This window comes from Pseudomonas sp. LPB0260 (genome assembly GCF_013388395.1).
The window spans coordinates 2,244,036-2,267,034 of the sequence record NZ_CP058247.1; the positions used below are offsets into that span (position 1 = coordinate 2,244,036).

Annotated in this window: 20 protein-coding genes; 13 read left to right on the top strand and 7 right to left on the bottom strand. The window is 64.5% G+C overall.

Going from position 1 to position 22,999, the window contains the following annotated elements; all coding sequences use genetic code 11:
* Positions 1 to 251 precede the first annotated feature (251 nt).
* Positions 252 to 719 carry an aminoacyl-tRNA deacylase gene (locus tag LPB260_RS09935; protein WP_208708561.1) on the top strand — a complete coding sequence of 156 codons (468 nt, stop codon included), beginning with the start codon at positions 252 to 254 and terminating at the stop codon, positions 717 to 719.
* A gap of 324 nt (positions 720 to 1,043) precedes the next feature.
* Complete coding sequence (locus LPB260_RS09940; RefSeq protein ID WP_208708562.1) at positions 1,044 to 1,517, top strand: phosphate-starvation-inducible protein PsiE; 474 nt, start codon at positions 1,044 to 1,046, stop codon at positions 1,515 to 1,517.
* A gap of 173 nt (positions 1,518 to 1,690) precedes the next feature.
* Here LPB260_RS09940 and LPB260_RS09945 read toward each other — a convergent pair whose 3' ends face one another.
* Together LPB260_RS09945 and LPB260_RS09950 are read right to left on the bottom strand one after the other, a co-directional pair.
* Positions 1,691 to 4,321 carry a DEAD/DEAH box helicase gene (locus LPB260_RS09945; RefSeq protein WP_208708563.1) on the bottom strand — a complete coding sequence of 877 codons (2,631 nt, stop codon included), beginning with the start codon at positions 4,319 to 4,321 and terminating at the stop codon, positions 1,691 to 1,693.
* A 97-nt stretch (positions 4,322 to 4,418) separates the two neighbouring features.
* Positions 4,419 to 5,294 (bottom strand): helix-turn-helix domain-containing protein, encoded by an 876-nt coding sequence (locus tag LPB260_RS09950; RefSeq protein WP_208708564.1) that lies wholly within the window; start codon positions 5,292 to 5,294, stop codon positions 4,419 to 4,421.
* A gap of 346 nt (positions 5,295 to 5,640) precedes the next feature.
* Between LPB260_RS09950 and LPB260_RS09955 the strand changes: the two genes are divergently transcribed.
* The 5 genes from LPB260_RS09955 (at position 5,641) to LPB260_RS09975 (ending at position 11,494) form a co-directional block, all read left to right on the top strand.
* Positions 5,641 to 6,972, top strand: coding sequence for an FAD-dependent oxidoreductase (locus tag LPB260_RS09955; RefSeq protein ID WP_208708565.1), 1,332 nt, complete (start codon positions 5,641 to 5,643; stop codon positions 6,970 to 6,972).
* Positions 6,973 to 7,040: 68 nt separating this feature from the next.
* The gene (locus LPB260_RS09960) at positions 7,041 to 8,585 is read left to right on the top strand and encodes a BCCT family transporter (RefSeq protein WP_208708566.1); all 1,545 of its coding nucleotides are present in this window, start codon (positions 7,041 to 7,043) and stop codon (positions 8,583 to 8,585) included.
* Position 8,586: 1 nt separating this feature from the next.
* Positions 8,587 to 9,723: a mandelate racemase/muconate lactonizing enzyme family protein gene (locus LPB260_RS09965; protein WP_208708567.1), complete on the top strand. Its 1,137-nt coding sequence runs from the start codon at positions 8,587 to 8,589 to the stop codon at positions 9,721 to 9,723.
* A complete protein-coding gene (locus LPB260_RS09970) occupies positions 9,720 to 10,859 on the top strand; it encodes a mandelate racemase/muconate lactonizing enzyme family protein (protein ID WP_208708568.1) in 1,140 nt (379 codons plus the stop codon). Before LPB260_RS09965 ends, LPB260_RS09970 begins: the two co-directional genes overlap by 4 nt.
* Positions 10,844 to 11,494 (top strand): GntR family transcriptional regulator, encoded by a 651-nt coding sequence (locus LPB260_RS09975; protein ID WP_208708569.1) that lies wholly within the window; start codon positions 10,844 to 10,846, stop codon positions 11,492 to 11,494. The genes LPB260_RS09970 and LPB260_RS09975 overlap by 16 nt, the downstream gene beginning before the upstream one ends.
* Before the next feature lie 324 nt (positions 11,495 to 11,818).
* Here LPB260_RS09975 and LPB260_RS09980 read toward each other — a convergent pair whose 3' ends face one another.
* The 3 genes from LPB260_RS09980 to LPB260_RS09990 are packed head-to-tail and all read right to left on the bottom strand — an operon-like array spanning position 11,819 to position 15,016.
* Complete coding sequence (locus tag LPB260_RS09980; RefSeq protein ID WP_208708570.1) at positions 11,819 to 12,169, bottom strand: cupin domain-containing protein; 351 nt, start codon at positions 12,167 to 12,169, stop codon at positions 11,819 to 11,821.
* Between the two features lie 13 nt (positions 12,170 to 12,182).
* On the bottom strand, positions 12,183 to 13,826 hold the full coding sequence (locus tag LPB260_RS09985) for a choline dehydrogenase (RefSeq protein WP_208708571.1): 1,644 nt from the start codon (positions 13,824 to 13,826) through the stop codon (positions 12,183 to 12,185).
* Positions 13,823 to 15,016: a Xaa-Pro peptidase family protein gene (locus tag LPB260_RS09990; protein ID WP_208708572.1), complete on the bottom strand. Its 1,194-nt coding sequence runs from the start codon at positions 15,014 to 15,016 to the stop codon at positions 13,823 to 13,825. The genes LPB260_RS09985 and LPB260_RS09990 overlap by 4 nt, the downstream gene beginning before the upstream one ends.
* A gap of 97 nt (positions 15,017 to 15,113) precedes the next feature.
* Here LPB260_RS09990 and LPB260_RS09995 point away from each other — a divergent pair, with 97 nt between their 5' ends.
* The gene (locus LPB260_RS09995) at positions 15,114 to 15,953 is read left to right on the top strand and encodes a LysR family transcriptional regulator (RefSeq protein ID WP_208708573.1); all 840 of its coding nucleotides are present in this window, start codon (positions 15,114 to 15,116) and stop codon (positions 15,951 to 15,953) included.
* A gap of 146 nt (positions 15,954 to 16,099) precedes the next feature.
* A complete protein-coding gene (locus tag LPB260_RS10000; RefSeq protein WP_371926132.1) occupies positions 16,100 to 16,843 on the top strand; it encodes an alpha/beta fold hydrolase in 744 nt (247 codons plus the stop codon).
* Between the two features lie 101 nt (positions 16,844 to 16,944).
* Here LPB260_RS10000 and LPB260_RS10005 read toward each other — a convergent pair whose 3' ends face one another.
* Entirely contained in the window at positions 16,945 to 17,856 is a 912-nt protein-coding gene (locus tag LPB260_RS10005) for a LysR substrate-binding domain-containing protein (RefSeq protein ID WP_208708575.1), read from the bottom strand.
* 121 nt (positions 17,857 to 17,977) lie between these two features.
* Here LPB260_RS10005 and LPB260_RS10010 point away from each other — a divergent pair, with 121 nt between their 5' ends.
* Complete coding sequence (locus LPB260_RS10010; protein ID WP_208708576.1) at positions 17,978 to 18,682, top strand: SDR family oxidoreductase; 705 nt, start codon at positions 17,978 to 17,980, stop codon at positions 18,680 to 18,682.
* A 122-nt stretch (positions 18,683 to 18,804) separates the two neighbouring features.
* Here LPB260_RS10010 and LPB260_RS10015 read toward each other — a convergent pair whose 3' ends face one another.
* Positions 18,805 to 19,719 (bottom strand): LysR family transcriptional regulator, encoded by a 915-nt coding sequence (locus tag LPB260_RS10015; protein ID WP_208708577.1) that lies wholly within the window; start codon positions 19,717 to 19,719, stop codon positions 18,805 to 18,807.
* Between the two features lie 238 nt (positions 19,720 to 19,957).
* Between LPB260_RS10015 and LPB260_RS10020 the strand changes: the two genes are divergently transcribed.
* From LPB260_RS10020 to LPB260_RS10030, 3 genes are all read left to right on the top strand, one after another.
* Entirely contained in the window at positions 19,958 to 20,944 is a 987-nt protein-coding gene (locus LPB260_RS10020) for a zinc-dependent alcohol dehydrogenase family protein (RefSeq protein WP_208708578.1), read from the top strand.
* 62 nt (positions 20,945 to 21,006) lie between these two features.
* A complete protein-coding gene (locus LPB260_RS10025) occupies positions 21,007 to 21,969 on the top strand; it encodes a TIGR03571 family LLM class oxidoreductase (protein ID WP_208708579.1) in 963 nt (320 codons plus the stop codon).
* A gap of 11 nt (positions 21,970 to 21,980) precedes the next feature.
* A complete protein-coding gene (locus LPB260_RS10030; protein WP_208708580.1) occupies positions 21,981 to 22,778 on the top strand; it encodes an SDR family NAD(P)-dependent oxidoreductase in 798 nt (265 codons plus the stop codon).
* Positions 22,779 to 22,999: the final 221 nt, after the last annotated feature.

A 22,999-nucleotide genomic window follows, 5' to 3' on the forward strand; every position in this document is an offset into this window, starting at 1 on the left:
GCGCCTGCCCGGTGCATGGTGGACGCCATGGTCCAGGCGACCCGAGGCGCGGCGTAGGCGGCTCGCTGCACTAGACTTAGAGAGTGGGCGGTGACGATGGCCGCCAGGCTCGCCAGGGAGGTTGGCAGCCTCCCGCGGCGCGCCACCGGCGCGCGGCGACCACGACCGGCGGCGCAAGCACCGGTTCTCGCAGGTTTCATCGGGACGATGGGGCCGGCGTCAATCCTCAGGCCAGCGGCAGGAGGTGCATCATGACCATGGCCAATCGTTTGCAAAACTATCTGTCGGAGCATCATTCGCGCTACGACATGCTCCAGCACGACCCCTCGATGACCAGCCGCGAAGCGGCCCGGCGTGCCGGCGTGCCGCCGCACCTGATGGCCAAGTCGGTGATCCTCGACGACTTCCAGGGCCACTGGCTGATGGCGGTGGTACCGGCCACGCGTCAGGTCAACCTCAACAAGGTACGCAAGCTGACCAAGCGGCACTGGCGCCTGGCGCGGGAGAACGAATTCACCCCGCGTTTCAGCGACTGCGCCAACGGCGCAATTCCGCCGGTGGGCAGTGCCTTCGAGATGGACACAGTGATCGACGAGTCGCTCAAGGAGGTCAAGGACCTGTACTTCGAGTCCGGCGACCATGAGGGGCTGGTGCACATGAGCTCCAAGCAGTTCCTCAAGCTCATGCCGACCGCCCAGTGTGGCGCCATCAGCGAGTGACCCGGGCGGCGTCCGGCTGAGGGCGCCCCTTTCTTGAACTCTGCGGCGATGCGCCGCAGAGCCTTCCTGCTGCTTCCACGTAGTATCGACCGCGCGAGCCGGCCCGTTCGGCGGCGGGCTGGCCCCGTTGCTGCATAAGACATTGTCACCTGGGGTGTGGGCCTCGACACGGCACGGTGCAACCTGCCGACGTGCATATCCGCGCGGCACACGCCCTGTTGGGGGGCGGTTTCTTGGCCGATGCCCCAATCGGCGTTTTCGTGCAGCCTGCTGGCCGGCGAGCCCAGCTGTCACTGTTTCTGGACTGATTTGAGGTAACCGAGGATGAAGTGGGTCGTAAGCAGCCGCAAGCGTATGCATGATGGGGCAAATTCCATCGGGAATCTGCTGGTCGAGGGGTTTCACTACCTGGGCTTGTTCGCCATCGGGGCGGCCACCGCGTGGGCCTCCGTGATGGCGTTCATGGACATGCTCGACAAAGGCCACGCGAGCATCGACGACATCCTCCTGCTGTTCATCTACCTCGAGCTGGGGGCGATGGTCGGCATCTATTTCAAGACCAACCATCTGCCCATCCGCTTCTTGCTGTACATCGCGATCACCGCACTGACGCGCTACCTGATCGGTGACGTGTCTCACCACAAGGCTCCGGATATCGGCCTGCTCTACCTGTGCGGCGGGATATTCCTGCTGTCGCTCTCGGTCGTGGCGGTCCGGTTCGCGTCATACAAGTTTCCTTCCAGCAAGGCGATCGACGCGACCGGGGAAGTGGTCGGGGACAATGTTCTGGACAGATGATTCACGGGCCGCGCAGACGCTGCCACCTGGCTGGTGCTCCGACGGAAATAGGGCGACAAGAGAGGTCGCGCGCTGCGCAACTCTCGAGCTGACCGTAGCCCGGATGTAATCCGGGAAAGATTTCGACGGCACACCGCACCCGGATTGCATCCGGGCTACGGGGCTGAGGGTAGTCAGTCCAGGGGGGCGAACAGCGCCTGCAGGTCGTCCTCGCTCAGTTGCCACTGCGCCTGGCTGCCGCCCTCCAGCACGCCCTTGGCCAGGCCGGCCTTGGCCTGCTGCAGTTGCTGGATCTTCTCCTCGACGCTGCCGCGGGCGATCAGCTTGTAGACGAACACCGGCTTGTCCTGGCCGATGCGGTAGGCGCGGTCGCTGGCCTGGGCCTCGGCCGCCGGGTTCCACCAGGGGTCGAAGTGGATCACCGTGTCGGCGGCGGTGAGGTTGAGGCCGGCGCCGCCGGCCTTGAGGCTGATCAGGAACACCGGGAACTGCCCGGCCTGGAACTGCTGCACCGGGGTGCGGCGGTCCTGGGTGCTGCCGGTGAGCTTGGCGTAGGCGATGTGCCGGGCCTGCAGTTCCGCCTCGATCAGCTCGAGCATCGAGGTGAACTGGGAGAACAGCAGCACCCGCCGGCCTTCCTCGACCAGTTCCTCGAGCATCTCCAGCAGGGCGCTGAGCTTGCCCGAGTCGCCGCTGTGCAGCTGCCCCGGCTCGTCGCCGAGCAGGCGCAGGTCGCAGCAGGCCTGGCGCAGGCGCAGCAGCGCTTCGAGGATGACGATCTGGCTGCGCGCCAGGCCCTGGCGGGCGATCTCGGCGCGGACCTTCTGGTCCATGGCCAGGCGCAGGGTCTCGTAGCGATCGCGCTGGGCCTCGGTCAGTTCGACCCAGTGGGTGATCTCGGTCTTGGGCGGCAACTCGCGGGCCACCTGTTCCTTGGTGCGGCGCAGCAGGAACGGCTTGATGCGCCCGTGCAGGTGCGCCAGGCGCTGGGCGTTGGCCTGCTTCTCGATCGGTGTGCGGTAGTCGCGGGTGAAGCTCTTGCTGTCACCGAGCCAGCCGGGCATCAGGCAGTTGAACAGCGACCACAGCTCGCCCAGGTGATTCTCCAGCGGCGTGCCGGTCAGGCACAGGCGTTGCCGCGCCTGCAGCTGCCCGGCGGCGAGGGCCGCCTTGCTGCGCGGGTTCTTGATGTTCTGCGCCTCGTCGAGAATCAGCAGCTGGTAGTGCTGCGCCCCCAGCACCTTGAGGTCGCGCGGCAGCAGGGCGTAGGTGGTGAGGATCAGGTCGTGCTCGCCGATCAGCGGAAACTGCGCCCGGCGCTTGGCCCCGTGCAGCGCCAGCACCCTGAGCTGGGGGGTGAAGCGCGCGGCTTCGTCCTGCCAGTTGGGGATCAGGCTGGTGGGCATGACGATCAGCGCCGGCCGCTGCAGGCGCCCGGCCTGCTTCTCGCAGAGGATGTGTGCCAGGGTCTGCAGGGTCTTGCCCAGGCCCATGTCGTCGGCCAGCACGCCGCCGACTTCCAGCTCGGCGAGGGCCTGCATCCAGGCCAGGCCGTGCAGCTGATAGGGGCGCAGCTTGGCCTGCAAGCCGGCCGGGGCCTTGACCCGCTTGCTCGGCAGCGCCTGCAGGCGCTGGGCGAAGCCGCGCAGCTGTTCGCCGCCCTGCCAGTTGAGTGCCGGGCCCTGTTCCAGGCCGCTCAGGCGCGCGGCATCGGCGCGGCCCAGACGCAGGCGCTGGCCGAGCTCGCCGGGCTCGCGGAAGAACAGCTCGCCGAGGGTGCCGAGCAGCGGCTTGAGGCGGGCGAAGGGCAGGGCGATGCGCCGGGCGCTGTGCGGCAGGTTGACCAGCAGCACCTCCTCATCGGCGCGCTGGGCCAGGGCGTCGCCGGTCAGCAGCCAGGGCTTCTGGCGGATCGCCTGCAGCAGGATCGGCAGCAGGCTGATGCGCTGGCCCTCGACCTCGATGCCCAGCTCCAGGTCGAACCAGTCGTGCTCCGGCGCATCCTCGACCTCGGCGTACCAATCATCCACCTGCGCCAGGTTGTACTGGAAGTCCGGCTGCATGCGCACCAGCCAGCCCTCAGCGCGCAACTGCGGCAGCTGCTGCTGGACGAACGCCAGCCAGGCCGCCTCGTCGAGCAGCTCGAAGTGCTCGCCGGGGTGCTCGGCCAGCGCCTCGCTCTGGCGCAGCGCCACCTGCACGCCGCTGCCGAGCAGGCGCTGGCGCAGCGCGGCCTCGGCGCCGGCGTCGCGGATGATGCGCAGGTTGAGCCTGGCGCTCTGGCGCACCACCAGGTCCTTGGTGGCCTTGCCGTGCGCCAGGTGGCCCTGGTAGTCGAAGGCCAGGGCGGCGCGGTGCTGGGTCTGCTCGTGCATGCGCCCCTTGCGCGCATCGAAATGCACCCGCACGTGGCTGCCGAGGGTCAGCACCGGCTGCGGCGCGAGGCCCTCGAGGCGCTGCTCCTCGGCGTCCTTGCTCGGCACGATCAGCGGGCTCAGGTCGATGCCGGCGAGTTGCTGCTGCTCCAGGGTCAGCAGGGCGGCGACCACATGCTTGCAGTTGAACCCCACCGGGCAGTCGCAGTGGCCGGTCACGTCCCAGTGCTGGCCGCGCGGATGCAGGCTGATGCGTTGCCGGTAGGTATTCGCGCCGGAGCCGCGGCAGCTGGCCAACAGGGTATGGTCCTTGAGGCTGAGCAGGCGGCTGCGGCCCTGCTGGGCGTAGACGAGGCCGCGGGTGAAGTCGCCGTCGCCGACGGCCGCCCGCCAGTCATCCTGGTGCAGGTGCAGAATATCCAGGCTCATTGGCTGAGCCCCGTGGGCATGTGGTCGAGTCTTGGCATGCGGGTGCCGAACGCTGAACAGCCGATGATTTTGACACAGCCGCGCCGCCTTGCGGGCGTCAGCCGGCGAATGCGCTGCGGTACTGGCCCGGGGTGGCGGCGAACGCCTGGCGGAAGCGGTTGCTGAAATGGCTGGCGCTGGCGAAGCCGCAGGCCAGGGCGATTTCGCCGAGGGGCAGGGCGCTCTGGCGCAACAGCACCTGGGCGCGGGCCAGGCGCTGGTTGAGCAGGTAGCGGTGCGGCGGCAGGCCGAAGCTCAGCTGGAACATCCGCGCGAAGTGGTATTCGGACAGCGCGCAAAGCGCGGCCAGCTGGCCCAGGCTCAGGGGCTCGGCCAGGTGGCTGTCGATGTACTCGCGCAGCCGCCGCCGCTGCGCCGGCGCCAGGCCGCCGGTCAGGCGCAGGCCGTCGCGGCGGCGGACCTGGGACAGCAGCGCGCGATCGAGCAGTTGGTGGGCCAGGCTGCTGGTCAGCAGGCGCTCGCCGGGCTCGTCCCAGTCCAGCCGGGTCAGGCGGCGGAACAGGCTGGCCTGCAACGGATCATCGAGGAAGGTGCGCTCGCGCAACTGCAACTCGCGCGGTTCGCGGTCGAGCAGGCGCACGGCGCCGAGGGCGAACTGCTCCTGGCTGACATACAGGTGCGCCAGCTGGATCTCGCCATTGATCACCCAGGCCGACTCGTGGCCGGCCGGCAGGATGCACAGCTTGTCCGGCCCGCCCTTGCTGTGCGGCTGATCGCGGCGGAAGGTGCCGGTGCCGCCGGCCAGGTAGCAGGACAGGGTGTGGTGGCTCGGCGCCTGGTAGTCCCGGCAGTCGTGGTGGTTGCTCCACTGCGCCGCCCCCAGCCCGTCGCCCAGCGCGGCGCTGCGCAGCAGACGCGCGTGCGGCGAGCTGTTCATGCTCTGGAAGACCTGTAGCTGATCGAGTGCTGCCATCGACTGTTCCTCTGACCCGGCCATGCTACGCCGCTGCGGCGCAACCGCCAGCCCGTGGGATGAGAAAAGCGCAGCTTCTGCCAGGGGCGGGATTCTCGCCCGCACGCCATCGCCCATCTGCGCCCGTGCCCTCGGCCCGAGCGTCCTGTCCGGCCGGCGCCATAAGCGCCCATCGCTGACCAATTGCACCTCCGACAACACTGGACCCTGTTCGCCGCCCGGCGCGGTCGGGTGAGTGCGCGAATGGATCGCGGATAAACGGCCATTGACAGGACCATCGCAAGCGATGTTTATTGTGCATATCAAAAATATATTTTAAATATTGTTTGGATAGATGAGCGCAGACATGACCTACACCCGAAATCTCCCCGCCGGATTCAAGGCCGAGCTGAACTGCTTCGGTCACTTCGATGTTGTTGTGGTCGGTGGAGGCCCGGCAGGCATCGCCGCCGCCGTCACCGCCGGCGAGCGCGGACTCAGCGTGCTGCTCATCGAGCGCCTGGGGTTCTGTGGCGGCGCCGCGGTGGCTGGCCTGTCCGGCACCATCTGCGGCCTGTACATGACGGTCGAGGACCCGAGCAAGGCCACGCCCGAACAGATCATCTTTGGCTTCGCCGAGCGCTTTCGCGATGCCCTGTACCGCGAGGGCGGCCTGACCGAGCCGCAGATCTACGGCAAGACCTGGGTCGCCACCCATGACTGCGCCAAGTACAAGAAGGTCGCCACCGACATGTTGCGGACGGCCAGGGTGACCGTGCTCTACCACACCCAGATGATCGATGTGATCGCCGAGGAGGAGGAGCTCAAGGGCATGGTGCTGCACACCAAGTCGGGGTTCACCGCGGTGTATGCCAGGAAGGTCATCGACGCCAGCGGCGACGCCGATGTGGTCTACAAGATGGGCCTGAAGACCACCAAGGGCAACAACGGCGTCATCCAGAACCCCTCGATGATGTTCAAGGTCGGCAACGTCAACCTGCCGAAGTACCTCGCCTACTGGGGCCAGGACACCATCTCGCCACCCAAGGTGGTAAGCATGCTGGAAGCCCAGGACGAACTGCTGCGCAAGAAGGTCTGGCTATTCCCCACGGTCAATCCCGGTGAACTGCTGGTCAATGCCACCAAGATCACCGGCTTCGACAAGCGGGCGCTGGACGTCACCGACCCGGTCGACCACAGCGAGGCGGAGCAGTTCTCCATCTACCAGGCCAAGGCCTTCTTCGACTTCATGAAGGCCAACCTGCCGGGCTGCGAAGACAGCTACTTCATCGACTACGCCACCGAGGTCGGCGTGCGCCAGACCCGTTCCATCGACGGCGTGGCGCGCCTGACCAATGACGACGTGACCAGCAAGCGCAAGTTCAGCGACGCCATCGCCAGGACCTCCTGGCCGATCGAACTGCACTACGGCGCCAAGCCGAAGACCGAGTGGCTGGTGGACGACTACTACGAAGTGCCGTTTCACACCCTGGTGCCCAAGGTCGGCAAGAACATCATCGTCGCCGGTCGCTGCCTGAGCAGCGAGCACGAGGCGCTGGCCAGCTGCCGGGTCACCGCGCAGTGCTTCGAATACGGCCGGGCGGCGGCGCTGGCGGCGGACCTGGCGATCAAGGAAGACCTGGCGTTTCAGGTCATCGAAGGCGGACATATGGCCTTCCTGATGCAGCAGTCCGGTTGACGGGCCGGTTGTTCAAACAATTCGTGGCAACTACAACAACAAGAGGTGCTTCAGTGAACATAAAAGCAATGGATATTCCAGCCGAGGAGGCTGCGGTCGAGCGCATCGCCATGCCCATCGAAACCAACCGGCAGATGCAGATCATCAGCCTGTTGATCATCTGCGCTGTGGCGATTCCGCTGGTGGCGTTCCCGGACGAGGGCGCCAGCACCATCAATGCCGTTTTCAAATGGATGACCCACACCTTCGACTTCGTCTTTCTCGCCGTCGGCCTCGGTGCACTGCTCTTTATGCTGGCCCTGGCCTGCTCCAAATACGGTGAGATCAAGCTCAGTGCCGACAAGAACGCCGCGCCCGAGTTCACCAGGTTCGGTTGGGGCACCATGGTGTTTCTCGCCGGCATCGCCTCGGGCCTGATGCTCTGGGCCGGTACCGAGTGGGGCTACCACTTCGCCTGGACGCCGTTCGGCCTGGAGGCCAAGACCAAGGAGATGTACACCGTGGGCCAGGCCTACGGCATCTTCCACTGGGGGCCTACCGCCTGGGCCATATACTGTGTGCCGACCATCGCCATGTCGTACATCTACTACGTGCGCCAGAAACACATCTACAAGATCAGCGAGGCGTGTCGCGGGGCGCTAGGCGACCTGGTGGACGGTCCTGTAGGGACGTTCATCAACTACCTGTTCATTCTCGGCGTGCTGGGTGCGTCCGCCACCTCGCTGGGGCTGGGCACACCGATGATCGGCGGCGCCCTGGCCGAGGTGCTGGGCATTAGTGGCAGCATCTACCTGGACATGGCGATCATCCTCGTCTGCACCGCGGTCTTCACCATCAGCAGCGGCCTGGGCCTGGCCAAGGGGATCAAGCGTCTGAGCACCTTCGCCACCGTGGTTACCCTGGCGATCGTGGTCTACGTCCTACTGGTCGGGCCGACCAAGTTCATCCTGGGGCTGGGCATGGACTCGCTCGGCTATATGGTGGAGAACTACATCCGCATGAGCACCTGGACTGACAGCGTCAACCAGAGCGGCTTCCCGCAGGCCTGGACGGTGTTCTACTGGGCCTGGTGGGTGGCCTACGCGCCGTTCATGGGCATGTTCGTCACCCGCATTTCCCGTGGCCGTACCATCCGCGAGGTGATCGTCGGCATGCTCACCTATGGCACGTTCGGCTGTGCGCTGTTCTACATCGTGCTGGGCGGTTATGGCATCAACCTGCAAATGACCGAGACCCTGGCGCTGTCCGAGCTGGTGAACACCAACGGCGTCGCGCCGGCGATTCTCGAGATGTTCAAGACCCTGCCCATGAGTGGTCTGGTGCTGCTGGCGGTCGCGGTCTCCGGGATCGTGATGCTGGCCACCACCTTCGACTCCGCCGCCTACGTGATGGCTTGCGCCACCACCAAGCAGCTTGGCGAGGGGCAGGAGCCGCAACGCTCCAACCGCCTGTTCTGGTGCTTCGCCATCGCCATCCTGCCCCTGGCGCTGCTGTTTCTGGGCGGCCTGAAAACCATGCAGACTACCTCGGTGATCATCGGCTTGCCGCTGATGGTGATCATGGTGCTGATGATGTTCACCACCATTAAATTCATCAAAGAAGACAACGCCTGATATGACCCAGCCAATTGTGAAAAACATCGAGATCTTCGCGATTGGCCCGGACGGGGAGAAGATCAGCTGGTCTTCTCACCTGGGGCCCATGTACGAAGCGCTGATCGTCGCTCGCCTGACCTTCGATGATGGCTTGCAGGGCATCGCCGGCCTGACCACCTACACCGAGCACGAGTTCGACCAGACGGCCTTCCACAGCCTGGCGCTGATGGCGCCTTTCCTGCTGGGCAGGGGGCTGTACGAGGCGCCGCAGATCGCCAAGGCCTTGGCCGGCAAGTACGTGCCGCTCAAGCACCTGGCGATGTCCCTGTTCGACATCGCCTTGCACGATGCCAAGGCCAAGGCGCTGAACCTGCCCATCTACCAGATGCTCGGCGCCGCCAAGCACAAGATCCGCGCCTATGCCTCCAGCCCGGTCATGGCCGGTGTCGATGAGTACATCGAGTACTGCCACCGGATGCTGGGGCAGGGCTTCAACGCCATCAAGATCCACCCGCGCTGCGTCTTTGCTGAAGACGTCGCCCTGGTCCATGCGCTGCACGAGGAGTTCGGCGAGCGCAATATCGGCTGGAGCCTGGATATCGACGCCAACTACGGTTTCCAGGAGGCCCTGCAGATGGGCCGCCTGCTCGACCGCTACCAGTGGGAATTCTTCGAGGAACCGCTGCCGGACGCCGACCTCGATGGCTACAAGAAGCTGGCTGCGGCCCTGGACCTGGACGTGATCAGCGGCGGCAACTCGCTGCCCAACCTGCAGCTGATCAAGCATGGCCTGCAGAACCACTGCTGGGACCGCAGCCGCTTCGATGTCACCAGCATCGGCGGCTACACTGGCGCCACCCAGGTCATGGGCGTGACCCGCGCCCAGGGTCTGAAGGCGGAACTGCAGTCCTGGGGCTATACCCTGACCCAGGCGGCCAACCTGCACCTGATGCTGGCCCACGACAACTGCGAGTTCTTCGAACAGGCCGCGCCCTACGAGAAGTACGAAGTGGGTGCCCGGCAGGTATTTCGCCCGGACAGTGAGGGCTTCATCCACCCCACCGGTTTGCCCGGCCTGGGCGTCGAGCTGGATTGGGAGGTGCTGGAGCCCTTCATCTACCAGCAGCGCCAGTTCAGCTTGGGGGGCGGACAATGAGCGTGCGGATCGACAGCGTCGAGGTCATCTGCCTGCAGGACCCGCAAGCGGACTTCGTCCGCTTCGAGGGCAGCTACCAGAATGCCCTGGTCGTGGTGCGCGGCGACAACGGCCTGTACGGCATCGGCGAGACCGACTCGCCGCCGCAGGTGATCAAGGCGCTGATCGAGTCGCGGCCCTACAACTACCTGTCTTCGGGACTGGCCAGCGTGCTGGTCGGCGAAGTGCTGGATGACCCGCGGCGCCTGTGGCGCAAGATGTACCAGGGCAGCAACTGGCATGGCCGCTACGGCGTCGCCATCCATGCCATCAGCGCCCTGGATATCGCCCTGTGGGATCTGTTCGCGCGCAGCGAGCGGCGGCCCTTGCACAGCTACTTCGGCGGGCTGAAGCACAGGCAGTTGCCGGTGTACGCCACCCTCTACCCGATGCAGGCGGAGCCGGAGCTGTTCCAGCAGCAAGTCGGCGCCTGCCTGGAGCAGGGCTTCAAACGCATCAAGATCTGCGTCGAGCCCTGGTGGCAGGACTCGGCGAAGGCCATCGGCAACCTCCAGCGCCTGCGCGAGTTCGTCGGCCCCGAGATCGAGCTGATGCTGGACGTGGCCATGGAGTTCACCCGTTTCGAGCAGCTCGAGCCGTTCCTCGACACCTTGCAGGCGCTGGACTTCAAATGGATCGAAGCCCCTTTCGATGCGGACAACCTCGATGACCATCGGCGGCTGCGCACCTCGACCGCCATCCCGGTGGGGGTGGGCGACCTGGGCTTCACCACCTGCAAGGAATTTCAGCCCTACCTGGCGGCCGATGCATTCGACATCGCCCAGCCGGACCTCACCCTGTTCGGTGGCGTCAGCGAGGTGATGAAGCTTCGCGATCTGCTGGCGCCGCAGGGCAAGCGCATCGTGCCCCACGCCTACAACACCGACCTGACCATCGCGGTAAACGCCCAGTTCCTCTGCACGCAGGCGCGCATCGAGCCGCTGGAGTATTCGACCAGTCCATCGCTTCTTCGCCGGCAGCTGGTGGTCAATCCACTTCGCCCGGACGAGCAGGGTATGATCACCCTCGAAGAAGGCGCACACGGGCTCGGACTCGAGCTCAACTGGGACTTGATCGACGCATGCAGAACACCGTAGATAAACGCAGCAAGGCTGAAATCGCCCATGACGAACTGGAGGCGGCGATAGTCGATTGCCGCCTCGCCCCGGGCACGGTCATGACGGAAACCGAGATCAGCGAGTACCTCGGCCTGGGCCGTACCCCCGTGCGTGAGGCGCTGATCGAGCTGGCCAACGAGAACCTCGTGCGCCTGTCGCGCGCCGGCGTGGTGATCCCCGAACTCAACCCGCTGACCATGCTCAAGCTGCTGGAGCCACGGGCGCTGATCGAGCGCCTGTGTATCGAGAAAGCGGTCGAACGACTGGTCGAGGACGACAAGCCACCGATCCGCGAGGTGATCCAGGCGCTTGAAAGCCTGGCGAGCGATGACCGCAAGGGCTTCATGGCCCAGCTGCGGCGCATGCATCACATCCTGGCGCGTTCCTCGAAGAACGAGTTCATTCTCTCGAGCATCAGAACCACCCAGGGCCTTTCCCGGCGCTTCTGGTGCTACTACGCGACGGCTGAAGATCAGGCCTACTGCACCCGGCTGTACATCAAGCAGATGCGCGCCCTGGTCGATCAGGACAAAGACGTCGCCGTGGGGGCTTCTGCCGAGCTCATGCACTACCTGCACGAGTTCACCAGGGCGCATCTGGAACACTTCAAGTAGGCCCCGGCTAGAGGCAGGCCGACGTTTCTCGGTAGTGAACCTGGGCGGCATCAGGCGCTGCGCGAGCTCCTTGCAGCCGCAAGACCGGCCGGACCATGGCGCTGGGCAGGGTGGACAAGGTGTCCTTGTCCGCCAACTTCTGCGGCTGGCCGCAATGCATCGACCGCTGCCGGCCTTGACTGGCCTCAACCGGCCAGGCGCTGCCCCTGGGCGCCTACGAAACCCCAGGGCGGCTCACCGGGAGGAGCCCCCAAGAAACGGAAACGGCCCCTCGCGGCTGAGAACCACTTCTGGGCAGAACTGATTTCGGGGCGACAGGCCGCGCTACTTGTCCTGCATGCGAACCTGACTGGCCCGTCGGGAGGCAGACTCAAAGGTATCGTGATAGCAGTAGCTGTTGCGGATGGGCTCGATGATCTTCCAGGTTGCGCTGGCGCCCGCCTCGATCGTCAGGAAATCGCCTGGTTGCAGGTCAACCACCTCGCCGTCCGAGAAGGTCAAGTCGGCTCTTCCCTGATGCACATAGAGCGAAACCCTGCGCGCGTAAGCGTATTGGAACTCGGGATCGGCACAGTCCCATGTAGCCCAGTTGGCGATCTTGCGTTTGGTGTCTTCGCTGGCCTTGCGGCGCTTGAAGAACCGGGAATCGACGATACGTTCGTGCAGACGGGTCATAACGCTCTCCTTTTCAGATGGCACGGTGATACGCAACGAACTCTGGAGTCAGAGGCGTTTTGCCGAGGATCAGGTCGGCGGCCTTCTCGGCGATCATGTACACGCAGGCATTGATATTGGCGCTGGGCACGGCGGGGATCACCGAGGCATCGACGATGCGCAACCCTTCGATGCCGCGCAGCTTGAGGTTCAGGTCCACCACGGCGCGCTCATCGCCGCTCGCCCCCATGCGTGCCGTGCCGCAGGGGTGGAAGGCCGAGGAGGCATCCTTGCGGATGAATTCATCCAGTTCCACATCCGTTCGCACGTTCACGCCGGGCAGGTCCTCCCGTCGGTGGAAGTCCTTGAAGGTAGGCTGCGACAGCAGCTCGCGGCCCATCTTCAGGCCCTGGCGCATCTCGTACCAATCCCGCTCGGTGGCGAGGTAGTTGGGGTCGATCAGCGGCGCATCCAGCGGATTGGCCGAGGCCAGCCGGACCCTGCCGCGGCTTTCCGGGCGCATCGGGCCTGCCCCCAGGCGATAGCCGTTTTTCGCCGGGTTCGGGATCCAGTTTTCGCCGAAGAACACCGGGAAGAAGTGGAACTGGATATTCGGGTGCGTGACATCCGCATCGGTGCGCAGGAACGCCCCGACATTGCATTGGTTGATCGAGGCCACGCCGCCCTTCCAGCCGAACCACTGCAGCCCGGCCCAGAGCATCAGATGGGGCTTGAGGTATCGATTCAGGGACACCGGCTGGTCCGTCTCCACCTGGATATGCGCCTCCAGGTGGTCCTGCAGGTTCTCGCCCAGCATGGGCGCAGGGTGGACGACCTCGATGCCGTGCTCGCGCAGATGCTTCTCGGGGCCGATCCCCGAGAGCATCAGAATCTGCGGCGTGCCGAACACCCCGGCCGACATCACCACCTCGCGTGAGGCTTGCACCCTGTGGATGCGCCGGCCCTTGGCCAGTTCCACGCCCGTTGCGCGGCCGTTCTGGACGATGACCCGCAAGACCTTGACGCCGGTGACCACATGCAGATTGGCGCGCTTGGCCTGGGCATGCAGGTAGGAACGCGCGGAGCTGCTGCGCACGCCTTTTTCCACCGACATCTCGAAGCGGCTCACGCCTTCCTGCGCATAGCCGTTCACATCCTCAGTCAGCGCATGCCCGGCCTGCTGGCCCGCCTCGAGGAACGCGGCGTTCAACGGGTTGAGGTCCTGCTGGGTCTTCACCCCCACCGGGCCCGAATGACTGCGGTAGTCGTCCGCCGGACCGTCGCGCCGCTCGAGCTTCTTGAAATACGGCAGGCAATCGGCGAAGGACCAACCGCTGCAGCCTTCGATATCCGCCCAGTCGTCATAGTCGCGCGGATTGCCGCGCAAGAAGGTCATGCCGTTGATCGAGGACGATCCGCCCAGCACCTTGCCGCGTGGCTGGTCGATCGCACGATTGTTCAGCTGGCGCTGCGGCGTGGTCTTGAACCAATAGTTGTACTTGCTCGTCGGCTTGAATGCCGAACGCAAGCCGGCCGGCATCTGGATGATCCAGCTGCGGTCATCGCCGCCATGCTCCAGCAACAGCACCGAATACTCGCCGCTTTCGCTCAGCCGATGGGCCAGCACGCAGCCGGCGGTGCCCGCGCCAACGATGATGTAGTCGTAACGGCTGTTCACAGATAGTCCTCCTCGAACGGGCAGTCGCTCAGCGGCACGGGACCATCCTTGGTGATCAGCACGGGCTGTTCGAGCTTCACCCCTTCATCGCCACCGACCGCGCCGATGTAGCTCTCGACGCACACGCACATGCCCTCCTGAAAGGTGCCGGCGTACTGCCAGGTTTCGTGGTCCTCGGGGTAGTAGATCACCGGGAACTCCACGCCGAAGCCGATGCCGTGGACCATCTCGGCATAGCGGTTGGGCACATAGATGTCGGGCATCTTCCAGGACAGTTCGCCGAATTCAGCGAAGCTCATGCCCGGGCGCAGCAGCGCCATGTTGTGCTGCAACTGCTCATGGGCGTGGGCATACAGGCGCCGTTGCTCCGCCGTGGGCCGCCTGTCGCCGATCACGAAGGCGCGGGTCTGGTCGACGAAGACGCCGTCCGGGCCGATCAGGTCGCTGTCGAAGACCAGCATCTCGCCCGCCTCGATCACCTTGCTCGAGGTCTCGGTGAACCAGGGGTTGGTGTGATGCCCCGAGCTCAGCAAGCGCGTCTCCTGCGCTTCGCCGCCATGCTCCAGGTTGTACTGGTTCATCAGCGACATCAGGTAGTTCTCGGTCACCCCGGGCACGGCGTGCTGACGCATGAAGGCGATGGCATCGGTGCAGACCTGCATCGAGTTCCTGATGATCGCCACCTCATCGGCCGACTTGATCGAGCGGGCGATCTCCATTGGCGCCTTGGCGTCCATCATCTGGATACCGCGCTTCTGCAGGGCCAACAGCGGCAGCAGATCGGCCCGGTCGATGCCCAGGGTGGCGCCGCGTCCGCAGGTGGTGTGCAGCAGGTCGACGATCTCTTCGGCCCACTTGCCGGCGTGCTCTTCAGCGCGGCTGCCGGAGCCGAAGTAATCCCAGGACTTCGCCGGTCGGGCCTCGTCGATGGTTTCCAGGTCATCGGACAGGTGCAGCGCACCGCCGTAGTCGAACAGCACCACGGGTCCTGCCGCCGGGACGAAGACGTAGCGCGCCAGGTGGTGCGAGGTCCAGACCTGCATGTTGCGACAACCGGTCGCGTAACGCAGGTTCAGCGGATCGAAGAGCACCGCCGCGTCCATCTTGAAGTGGGCCAACAGTTCGCGCGTGCGCTCGAGCCGATAGGCACGGACGCGTTTCTGGTCGAGGGTGGCGGACAGATCCAGCATGACTCACTCCAAAGGAAGGCTGTTGGGCGAGTATGGAAGGCTGCTATGGTTAATAAAAACTAAATAATTTTACCTTGTAGGTAAGGGAAATTTAATCATGTTGCCGGCGCTAGACCTCGAACTCATTCGGACGTTCCAGACCGTCCTGCAGGAAGGTGGCTTCAAACCCGCGGCCGAAAGACTCAATAAAACCCCCGCCGCTGTCAGCATGCAGATCAAGCGGCTCGAAGAGCTGCTGGGGCAGCGGCTTCTGGAACGCAGCAACCAGGGGATTGCCCTGACCGCGGCCGGGGACATCCTCAAGGAGAAGGGCGAAAAGCTGCTGGGCCTGAACTACGAACTGCTCAGCGATCTGCGCCAGGGCGAGTTGTTCGGCAAATTGAGTTTCGGCACCCCCACCGACTATGCGCCGACGCTGCTGCAGAAACTTCTGCCCATCTTTGGCCGTGAGTTCCCCAAGCTCACTCCCACCATCATTCTCGAACCCAGTCGCTCGCTGCGAGCACGCATCCAGTCCGGTGCACTGGATATGGCCATCGTGGCGCAAGAGCCCGGAACCGATGAGGGGGCTCATCTCTGGTCGGAAGAAATCGCCTGGTTTGGTAGCGCAAGAACCCAGGACGGCAAAGCCAAGGTGGGGGTGCTGACGACCAACTGCATCTTGCGTGATCGCGCGCTCGAAGACCTGAAGACCGTGCCCCGTGAGCACAAGCTGGTGCTCGAGGCCGCGACAGTCGCCTCCCTGCGAGATGGCGTCGAAGAAGGGTTCTGCCAGGCCTTTTTGCCGGTATCCATGGCCGGCAGACTCGTGCGCTCCAAGGAGATCAGGCCGTCCCATTCGCTGATGCTGAACTTCGTCCTGATTGCCGGCGTCGGTGCCGACGGCAGCAAGACTCATAGTGTCGCGTCCAAGTTCAGGCGAGCGCTCCTGGGTTAATCCCAGCGTTCGCCTGGATCAGCAGACCACTACACTGGTCTTTCAGCTAAATGACCCTGTGAGACAAGGCTATGTTGGATTTGCCATATACGTCGGTGATTGAAGGGAATGCAGTGAGGTGGGGACGCTGTGGCAGTGGTGCCCCCTTGGTCGCTATCCATGGCACACCGTTCTCATCCCAGGTCTGGCGCAGAATCATTCCCCATCTGGTCGATCAGAGGACGGTTTATTACTTCGATCTGGTGGGGTACGGGCAGTCCGAAATGCGGGCGGGCCAGGATGTCTCCCTGGCAATCCAGAACAAGGTGCTCGCCGCCCTCTTCGAGGAGTGGGGCATCAGCCGACCTGACGTTCTGGCCCACGATTTTGGCGGAGCCACGGCCCTGCGTGGCTACTACCTGAACGGGCTTCGCTATTCCTCTCTCACGATCTTCGACGCTGTGGCGTTAGCCCCATGGGGCTCGCCATTCGTCCGCCATGTTCGTCAGCATGAGGCCGCATTCGCCGGCATGCCGGACTACATGCACCAGGCTTTGCTCAGGGCGTATCTGCAAACCGCCGCGTGTAATCCACTGTCCGAGGAGGCGATGCAGCTGTACTGCAATCCATGGGTGGGAGCAGTCGGCCAGGCGGCCTTCTATCGACAGATTGCGCAGATGGATGAACGGTTTACCGATGAGGTTCAGGGCCTCTATGGCGCAATGGATTGTCCTGTCAGGGTCTTGTGGGGGCAGGAGGATGCCTGGATCCCAGCGGAGAAGGGCAAAGTGCTCGCCGAGTCGATCTCGGATCGGCCGTGTTTCCTGGTTGAAAACTCCGGGCACCTCATGCAAGAGGATCGCCCGGAGGCGATCGTTGCGGCAGTGCTCAAACAGATCGGCTCCGCCTGAAGCCGAGTGTCGGCTATTGGCTGGTTTTCGCCTGATACGACAGGCGGCTTGGGGCGACTTCCGCCAGGCAGCAGACGCGAAGCCTGGCAAGGAGCAAGCATTCACTGCAAGTCGGGTAGTTCCGCCCCTCTCTCGCTCATAAGCCACTGCCGAACCGCCTGGGTCGGCTCGGGGTGGCGTTGCCGGCGGGGGGCCACGACGTAGAAGTCCTGGGTGCCGCGCATCACAGCAGTGAACGGTTGCACCAACAGACCCGAGGCCAGTTCTGCCTGCACCAGAAAACGGCTGGCCAGGGCGAATCCCTGGCCGGCAATGGCTGCATCTATGGCCAGGCTGGTCTGGTTGAACTGCATGCGCTTGCTCCCGAGGGCATTGGCCTGGCCCAGGGCCCGTTCAAGATACTCGGGCCAGAGGTTGTGGCTGTCCTCGAGCAGCACCTGGCCGCGCAGGTTCGCCGGGGTCATCGGTGCGTCCAGGGACGCAAGCAGGGCGGGGCTGCAGACTGCAATCAGTGTCTGCGCAAACAGAAAATCCACTTCCAGCCCTGGCCCGAACGGCGGACGTCCCTGGCGAATGGCCAGGTCGACGCCATCGGCGTGGAAGCTCGACAGCTGCTCGCTCGCCAGAATGCGCAGGTCGATCAGCGGATGGGCGGCGACGAATCCGGGCAGCCTGGGCAGCAGCCATTTGGCTGCAAAGGTCGGGGTCGCGCTGATCGTCAGGCGAGTGGGGGCGGTGCGCAGGTTTGCCGTGGCGTCGCCGATCAGTTCGAAGGCCCGGCGGATGTTAGGCAGGAAGGCCCGTCCCGCGTCCGTCAACGCCACCCCATGCGCCTCGCGTATGAACAGGCGGATGCCCAGATCATCCTCGAGCTTGCGAATCTGCTGTGCCACCGCCCCCTGGGTGACGTTTAGCTGTTCGGCCGCCAGGCGGAAGTTCAGCTGCTGCGCGACCACGTCGAAGACGCGCAGGGCATTGAGCGGCGGCAGCCGCGCTGAGTTAGTTGTAGTCATGTAGTTTTTCTATAGTCACAAGGCAGTCGATCTGGTTCGAACGTGGGCGCTCATATACCTATAGTTCATGCAATTCATACGGATTTCCAGCAGCGATTTCCGGCATTCATGAGGAGGCAGCATGACTATAGAAAAAGTAGCCATCATTACCGCCGGTGGCAGCGGCATGGGGGCAGCCACCGCCAAACGGCTGGCCAGCGACGGCTTCAAGGTGGCGATCCTGTCGGCGTCGGGCAAGGGCGAGGAGCTGGCCAAGCAACTGGGTGGGCTGGGCGTCACCGGCTCCAACCAGTCGAACGATGATCTGCAACGCCTGGTAGACCTGACGCTTGAACGCTGGGGGCGCATCGATGTGCTGGTCAACAGCGCCGGCCATGGGCCGCGCGCACCGGTGCTCGAGCTGAGCGACGAAGAGTGGCACAGAGGGCTGGAGGTCTACCTGCTGAACGTGATCCGCCCGACGCGCCTGGTGACGCCAACCATGGTCGCCCAGCAGTCAGGCAGCATCATCAACATCTCGACCTTCGCGGCGTTCGAGCCTGATCCGGTGTTTCCGACTTCTGGTGTCTTCCGCGCCGGCCTGGCGGCGTTCAGCAAACTGTTCGCCGATCGCCATGCGGCCGACAACGTGCGCATGAACAATGTGCTGCCAGGCTTCATCGACAGCCTGCCGGAGAAGGAGGAGTTCCGTGCGCGCATCCCCATGGGCCGTTACGGACGCGCCGAGGAGATAGCCGCGACCATCGCCTTCCTCGCCAGCGAGGGGGCGGGCTACATCACCGGGCAGAACCTGCGGGTCGATGGCGGCATCACCCGCTCGGTCTGATCAAGGGAACGACCCTAGCGGGGGCAGGGAGCCGGCAGAAGCCAGCCAAGAGCAAACTGATCCGTACCAAGCTGAACGGGGCTCACATAGAGGCGTCTAGGCATTCAGGCGCGCGGGCCGATTCAATACTCCGCACCCGGCAGCGCCTGGTCCCAGTAAGGTTCCTCACCAAAATACTCGGCGTAGAAATCGATAAAGGCCCGCACCTTGGGGGCTAGCAGGCGTGAACTGGGGTACATCGCCCAGATCGCGGTTTGTGCAAGCAGCGGGCTGTGCGGTAGCACCTGGACCAGGTCGCCATGCGCCAGGTGCTGGTAGACGCTCCAGGTCGAGCTGATGGCGATGCCCAGTCCGCTGACACAGGCGTCACGCATGGCCTCACCGTTGTCGGTACGCAGCTGGCCATGGGTTTTGATGCTGAGCGGGCCATTCGCCGTGGCGAAGACCCAGGTCTCCAGCCCCAGCAGATTGATGCATTGATGATTGAGCAGATCCTGGGGCGAGAGCGGTTCTCCGTAATGCTTCAGATATTCCGGCGCGGCGCAGAGGATGCGCCGGTCCGGCGCCAGCCGGCGGGCCACCAGGCTGGAGTCCTTGAGCTCGGCATTGCGGATCGCAATATCGAAGCCGCCCTCGACCAGGTCGACGATCGAGTCGGACAGCCGCAGATCCAGCGACAGGTGCGGATAACGGGCGAGAAACGTCTTCAGCGAAGGCAGCAGATGCATGCGCCCGAACGAAGCGGGTGCCGTGACCCGCAGCGTCCCCCTGGGCGCCGTGCTGCCCGCGCCCACCGAGGCGCGCGCCATCTCCACGCTGGCCAGCACTTCTTCGGCATAGGGCAGAAAGGCCTCGCCCTCCTGGGTGAGCGACACCTTGCGTGTGGTGCGATGCAGCAAACGCACGCCAAGCCCTTGCTCCAGCTTGCTGATATGGGCGCTGGCCACCGCCGGCGACAGGCCCAATTCCTGGCCGGCCTGGCTGATGTTGTGGGTGACCGCCAGCCTGACGAAGAGCTTGAGATGCTCGATGTTCATGGTCGATATTCAGCGAAATCTAAAAAGTTATTGCTTGAGATGGTCGATTATCAATGGTCTGTCTGTCAAATATGCTGACCCCATCAAGCACACAGCGCTCACGGCAAGCCGTCAGTTCAGGGTGCTCGAATCATGGGCTGGATGAGTCAGCCTGAAGCATCACACCGAGTGGTCCGCACACAGCCTGTATTGCTCTCAGTGCCTCGACCACTTCCCGATATAAGCAGGAGATTTCCCCATGAAAGCAATGATCCTCGAGCAGTACGGCGAAAACGCCGCCTTCCAGGTGGCCGACCTGCCGAAGCCGGTGGTCAGGGCAGGCCATGTGCTGGTGCGCATCGCCGCCACCAGCGTGAACACCGTCGACACCATGATCCGCCAGATGGGCCAGGACCTGCCGCTGTCGCCGGCCCTGCCCGCCGTGCTGGGGATGGATTTCGCCGGCACCGTCGAGGCCGTCGGTGAAGGCGTCAGCGGCTTTGCGCCAGGCGATGAGGTGTACGGCTGTGCCGGTGGCCTGGCCGACCTGCAAGGCACGCTGGCCGAGTACATGCTGGCCGACGCCCGCTTGCTGGCCCACAAGCCCAAGTCGCTGTCGATGCGTGAGGCGGCCGCCTTGCCACTGGTGGGCATCACCGCCTACGAAGGCCTGCAGCGCGCCGGCACCCACGCCGGGCAGCGCGTGCTGGTGCATGGTGGTGCCGGTGGTGTTGGCCACGTGGCCGTGCAACTGGCCAAGTACCTGGGCGCGGAGGTGTACGCCACCTGCTCGGGTGAGCAGCAGGCCAGCGTGATTCAGGGCTATGGCGCCACGCCGATCAACTACAGGAACGAGTCGGTCGCCGACTATGTGGCGAAGCACACCGACGGGAAGGGGTTCGAGGTCGTCTTCGACAGCGTTGGCGGCGCCAACATGGCCAATTCCTTCGAGGCCGCGGCGCTGAATGCTCAGGTGGTGACCACCGTTTCCATGCTGGAGCTTGACCTGACGCCCGCGCACTTCAAGGGCCTGTCGGTGCACGTGGTGTTCATGCTGATCCCCATGCTGCACAACCACAAGCGTGAAGAGCATGGCGCCATTCTCACCAAGCTCGCCGAGATCGCCGATGCCGGGGCCCTCAAGCCGCTGCTGGACGACCCGCGGTTTGCCCTCGAAGACATCGGCCAGGCCCATGCACGCCTGGGCAGCGGCCAGGCGATCGGCAAGGTAGTGGTCGAGGCCTGACCACGCACGGTGGGGCGGGCCCAGGGTTGGAGCCCGCCGCACTCATGGCAAGAGGTGTCGCAATGCTGTCCGAACAACGGGGGTTCGCCCCCATCAATCAGGGCTACGAGGCAGTCTTTCGCCTGAACAGGCTAAGCCTCGGCCTCGTGGTGCCCATCGAGCGCTATGCGGACAGTCCTGTCCCCTCGATGCGCGCTCACCTCGAGCGGGTCAGGCTGGCCGAGCAGCTGGGGTTCGCCGCGGTCTGGCTGCGCGATGTGCCGTTCAACGTGCCGTCATTCGGCGATGCCGGCCAGCTCTACGATCCCTTTGTCTACCTGGGCCTGCTGGCCGGGCAGACCGAACGCATCGCTCTGGGCGTCGCCAGTCTCGTGCTGCCCTTGCGTCATCCGGCCCATGTGGCCAAGGCCGCTGCCAGCGCCGACGCCCTGTCGGGCGGTCGCCTGCTTCTGGGCGTCGCCTCGGGCGACCGGCCGGACGAATACCCCGCCCTCAAACTGAACTACGAGGATCGTGGCACGCGCTTTCGCGACAGCCTCGACTACATCCAGCGGATCTGGCAGCACGCGCCTGCGTTCGACAACCGCTATGGCAGCCCTGGCGGGGGCATGGACATGCTGCCAAAACCCGTCGCAGAAAAAGTGCCGTTGCTGATCACCGGCGCCAGCCAGCAGAACCCGGACTGGCTGGCCAGTCATGGCGACGGCTGGATTACCTACCCGCGGCCCGTGGCGGTTCAGCAGCAGATCATCGGCGACTGGCGAGCACGGGCAGCTGCCGCCGGCCATGGGATCAAGCCCGCCATGCAGTCGCTCTACATCGACCTGCTCGAGAAGGATGATGCACCGCCCCAGGCGATCCACCTCGGCTTTCGCGCGGGCATCCACTACCTGCGGGCCTACCTGAGATCGCTCGAATCCATCGGCATCAACCATGTGGCGCTGAACCTGCGCTTCAACCAGGCCGATATCGAAACCACGCTGCAGCGCATCGCCGACGCGCTGTTGCCGGACTTTACTGCGTGAGGAGGTGACCCATGCAAAAGACCATTCTGATTACCGGCGCCACGGACGGCATCGGCCTGGAAACGGCCAAGCTCCTGTGTTCCCAGGGGCATCGGGTGCTGTTGCATGGCCGCAATCCGGCAAAGCTGGAGGCGGCCCGGCAGGCGCTGTCGGGCGGCTACACGGAGACATACCTGGCCGACCTGTCCGACCCGAGCGAAGTCGTGGCGCTCGCCCAGGCCATCATCGAGCAGCACGACAGGCTCGACGTGCTGATCAACAACGCGGGCATCTTCCGCTCCGAGCAAAGCCGCACGGCCGAGGGTTTCGATGTGCGCTTCGCGGTCAACACCCTCGCCCCCTACCTGTTGACCCAGCGGCTGCTGCCCGTGCTGGGCCCGGACGCCCGGGTGGTCAACCTGTCGTCTGCCGCGCAGGCGCCCGTTGACCTGGATGCGCTGGCTGGGCGGACGCCGATTGCCGACCAGTTCGAAAGCTATGCCCAGAGCAAGCTGGCCCTGACCATGTGGACCCATGGCATGGCGCATGCGCTGAAGGGCAGGGGGCCGTTGCTGGTGGCGGTGAATCCCGGCTCCCTGCTGGCCACCAAGATGGTCAAGGAAGGCTTCGGCATGGCCGGCAAGGACCTGCGTACGGGGGCGGACATATTGGTCAGGGCGGCACTCTCGGATGAGTTCGCCACAGCCTCCGGCCGATACTTCGACAATGACGCCGGGTGCTTCGCCGCGCCGCACCCTGACGCGCTGGATCTGCAGAAGTGCCAAGAGGTCGTTCAGGTTATCGAGGCGGTGCTGGCGAAATATGGCTAGCGCCACTCTTGTCTGTCCTGACATCAGCAAGCCGGATTTAGATGCATGGCTGCATTGTCTACTTCGGGTCGACGCCGGCCTTGGGCAGATGCCCGCTTTCGGCCAAAAGCAGACGATCCAGATTTAGATAAGCTGCCCACAGCTGTGACTTGGAGGTGTCGAGAAAAGTAGGGGCGATTCATTAGAAAGCCTGAGCAATCTTAATAGCGAGTGCTGATGTA

Bases quoted from the DNA above. Each gene is read 5' to 3' on its own strand.
- LPB260_RS09995 (WP_208708573.1), top strand. From the start codon at position 15,114: ATGTTGCCGGCGCTAGACCTCGAACTCATTCGGACGTTCCAGACCGTC.
- LPB260_RS10005 (WP_208708575.1), bottom strand. From the start codon at position 17,856: ATGACTACAACTAACTCAGCGCGGCTGCCGCCGCTCAATGCCCTGCGC.
- LPB260_RS10015 (WP_208708577.1), bottom strand. From the start codon at position 19,719: ATGAACATCGAGCATCTCAAGCTCTTCGTCAGGCTGGCGGTCACCCAC.
- LPB260_RS09960 (WP_208708566.1), top strand. From the start codon at position 7,041: ATGGATATTCCAGCCGAGGAGGCTGCGGTCGAGCGCATCGCCATGCCC.
- LPB260_RS09970 (WP_208708568.1), top strand. From the start codon at position 9,720: ATGAGCGTGCGGATCGACAGCGTCGAGGTCATCTGCCTGCAGGACCCG.
- LPB260_RS09955 (WP_208708565.1), top strand. From the start codon at position 5,641: ATGACCTACACCCGAAATCTCCCCGCCGGATTCAAGGCCGAGCTGAAC.
- LPB260_RS09990 (WP_208708572.1), bottom strand. From the start codon at position 15,016: ATGCTGGATCTGTCCGCCACCCTCGACCAGAAACGCGTCCGTGCCTAT.
- LPB260_RS10030 (WP_208708580.1), top strand. From the start codon at position 21,981: ATGCAAAAGACCATTCTGATTACCGGCGCCACGGACGGCATCGGCCTG.
- LPB260_RS09945 (WP_208708563.1), bottom strand. From the start codon at position 4,321: ATGAGCCTGGATATTCTGCACCTGCACCAGGATGACTGGCGGGCGGCC.
- LPB260_RS09965 (WP_208708567.1), top strand. From the start codon at position 8,587: ATGACCCAGCCAATTGTGAAAAACATCGAGATCTTCGCGATTGGCCCG.
- LPB260_RS09935 (WP_208708561.1), top strand. From the start codon at position 252: ATGACCATGGCCAATCGTTTGCAAAACTATCTGTCGGAGCATCATTCG.
- LPB260_RS09975 (WP_208708569.1), top strand. From the start codon at position 10,844: ATGCAGAACACCGTAGATAAACGCAGCAAGGCTGAAATCGCCCATGAC.
- LPB260_RS10010 (WP_208708576.1), top strand. From the start codon at position 17,978: ATGACTATAGAAAAAGTAGCCATCATTACCGCCGGTGGCAGCGGCATG.
- LPB260_RS09950 (WP_208708564.1), bottom strand. From the start codon at position 5,294: ATGGCAGCACTCGATCAGCTACAGGTCTTCCAGAGCATGAACAGCTCG.
- LPB260_RS09940 (WP_208708562.1), top strand. From the start codon at position 1,044: ATGAAGTGGGTCGTAAGCAGCCGCAAGCGTATGCATGATGGGGCAAAT.
- LPB260_RS10025 (WP_208708579.1), top strand. From the start codon at position 21,007: ATGCTGTCCGAACAACGGGGGTTCGCCCCCATCAATCAGGGCTACGAG.
- LPB260_RS10020 (WP_208708578.1), top strand. From the start codon at position 19,958: ATGAAAGCAATGATCCTCGAGCAGTACGGCGAAAACGCCGCCTTCCAG.
- LPB260_RS09980 (WP_208708570.1), bottom strand. From the start codon at position 12,169: ATGACCCGTCTGCACGAACGTATCGTCGATTCCCGGTTCTTCAAGCGC.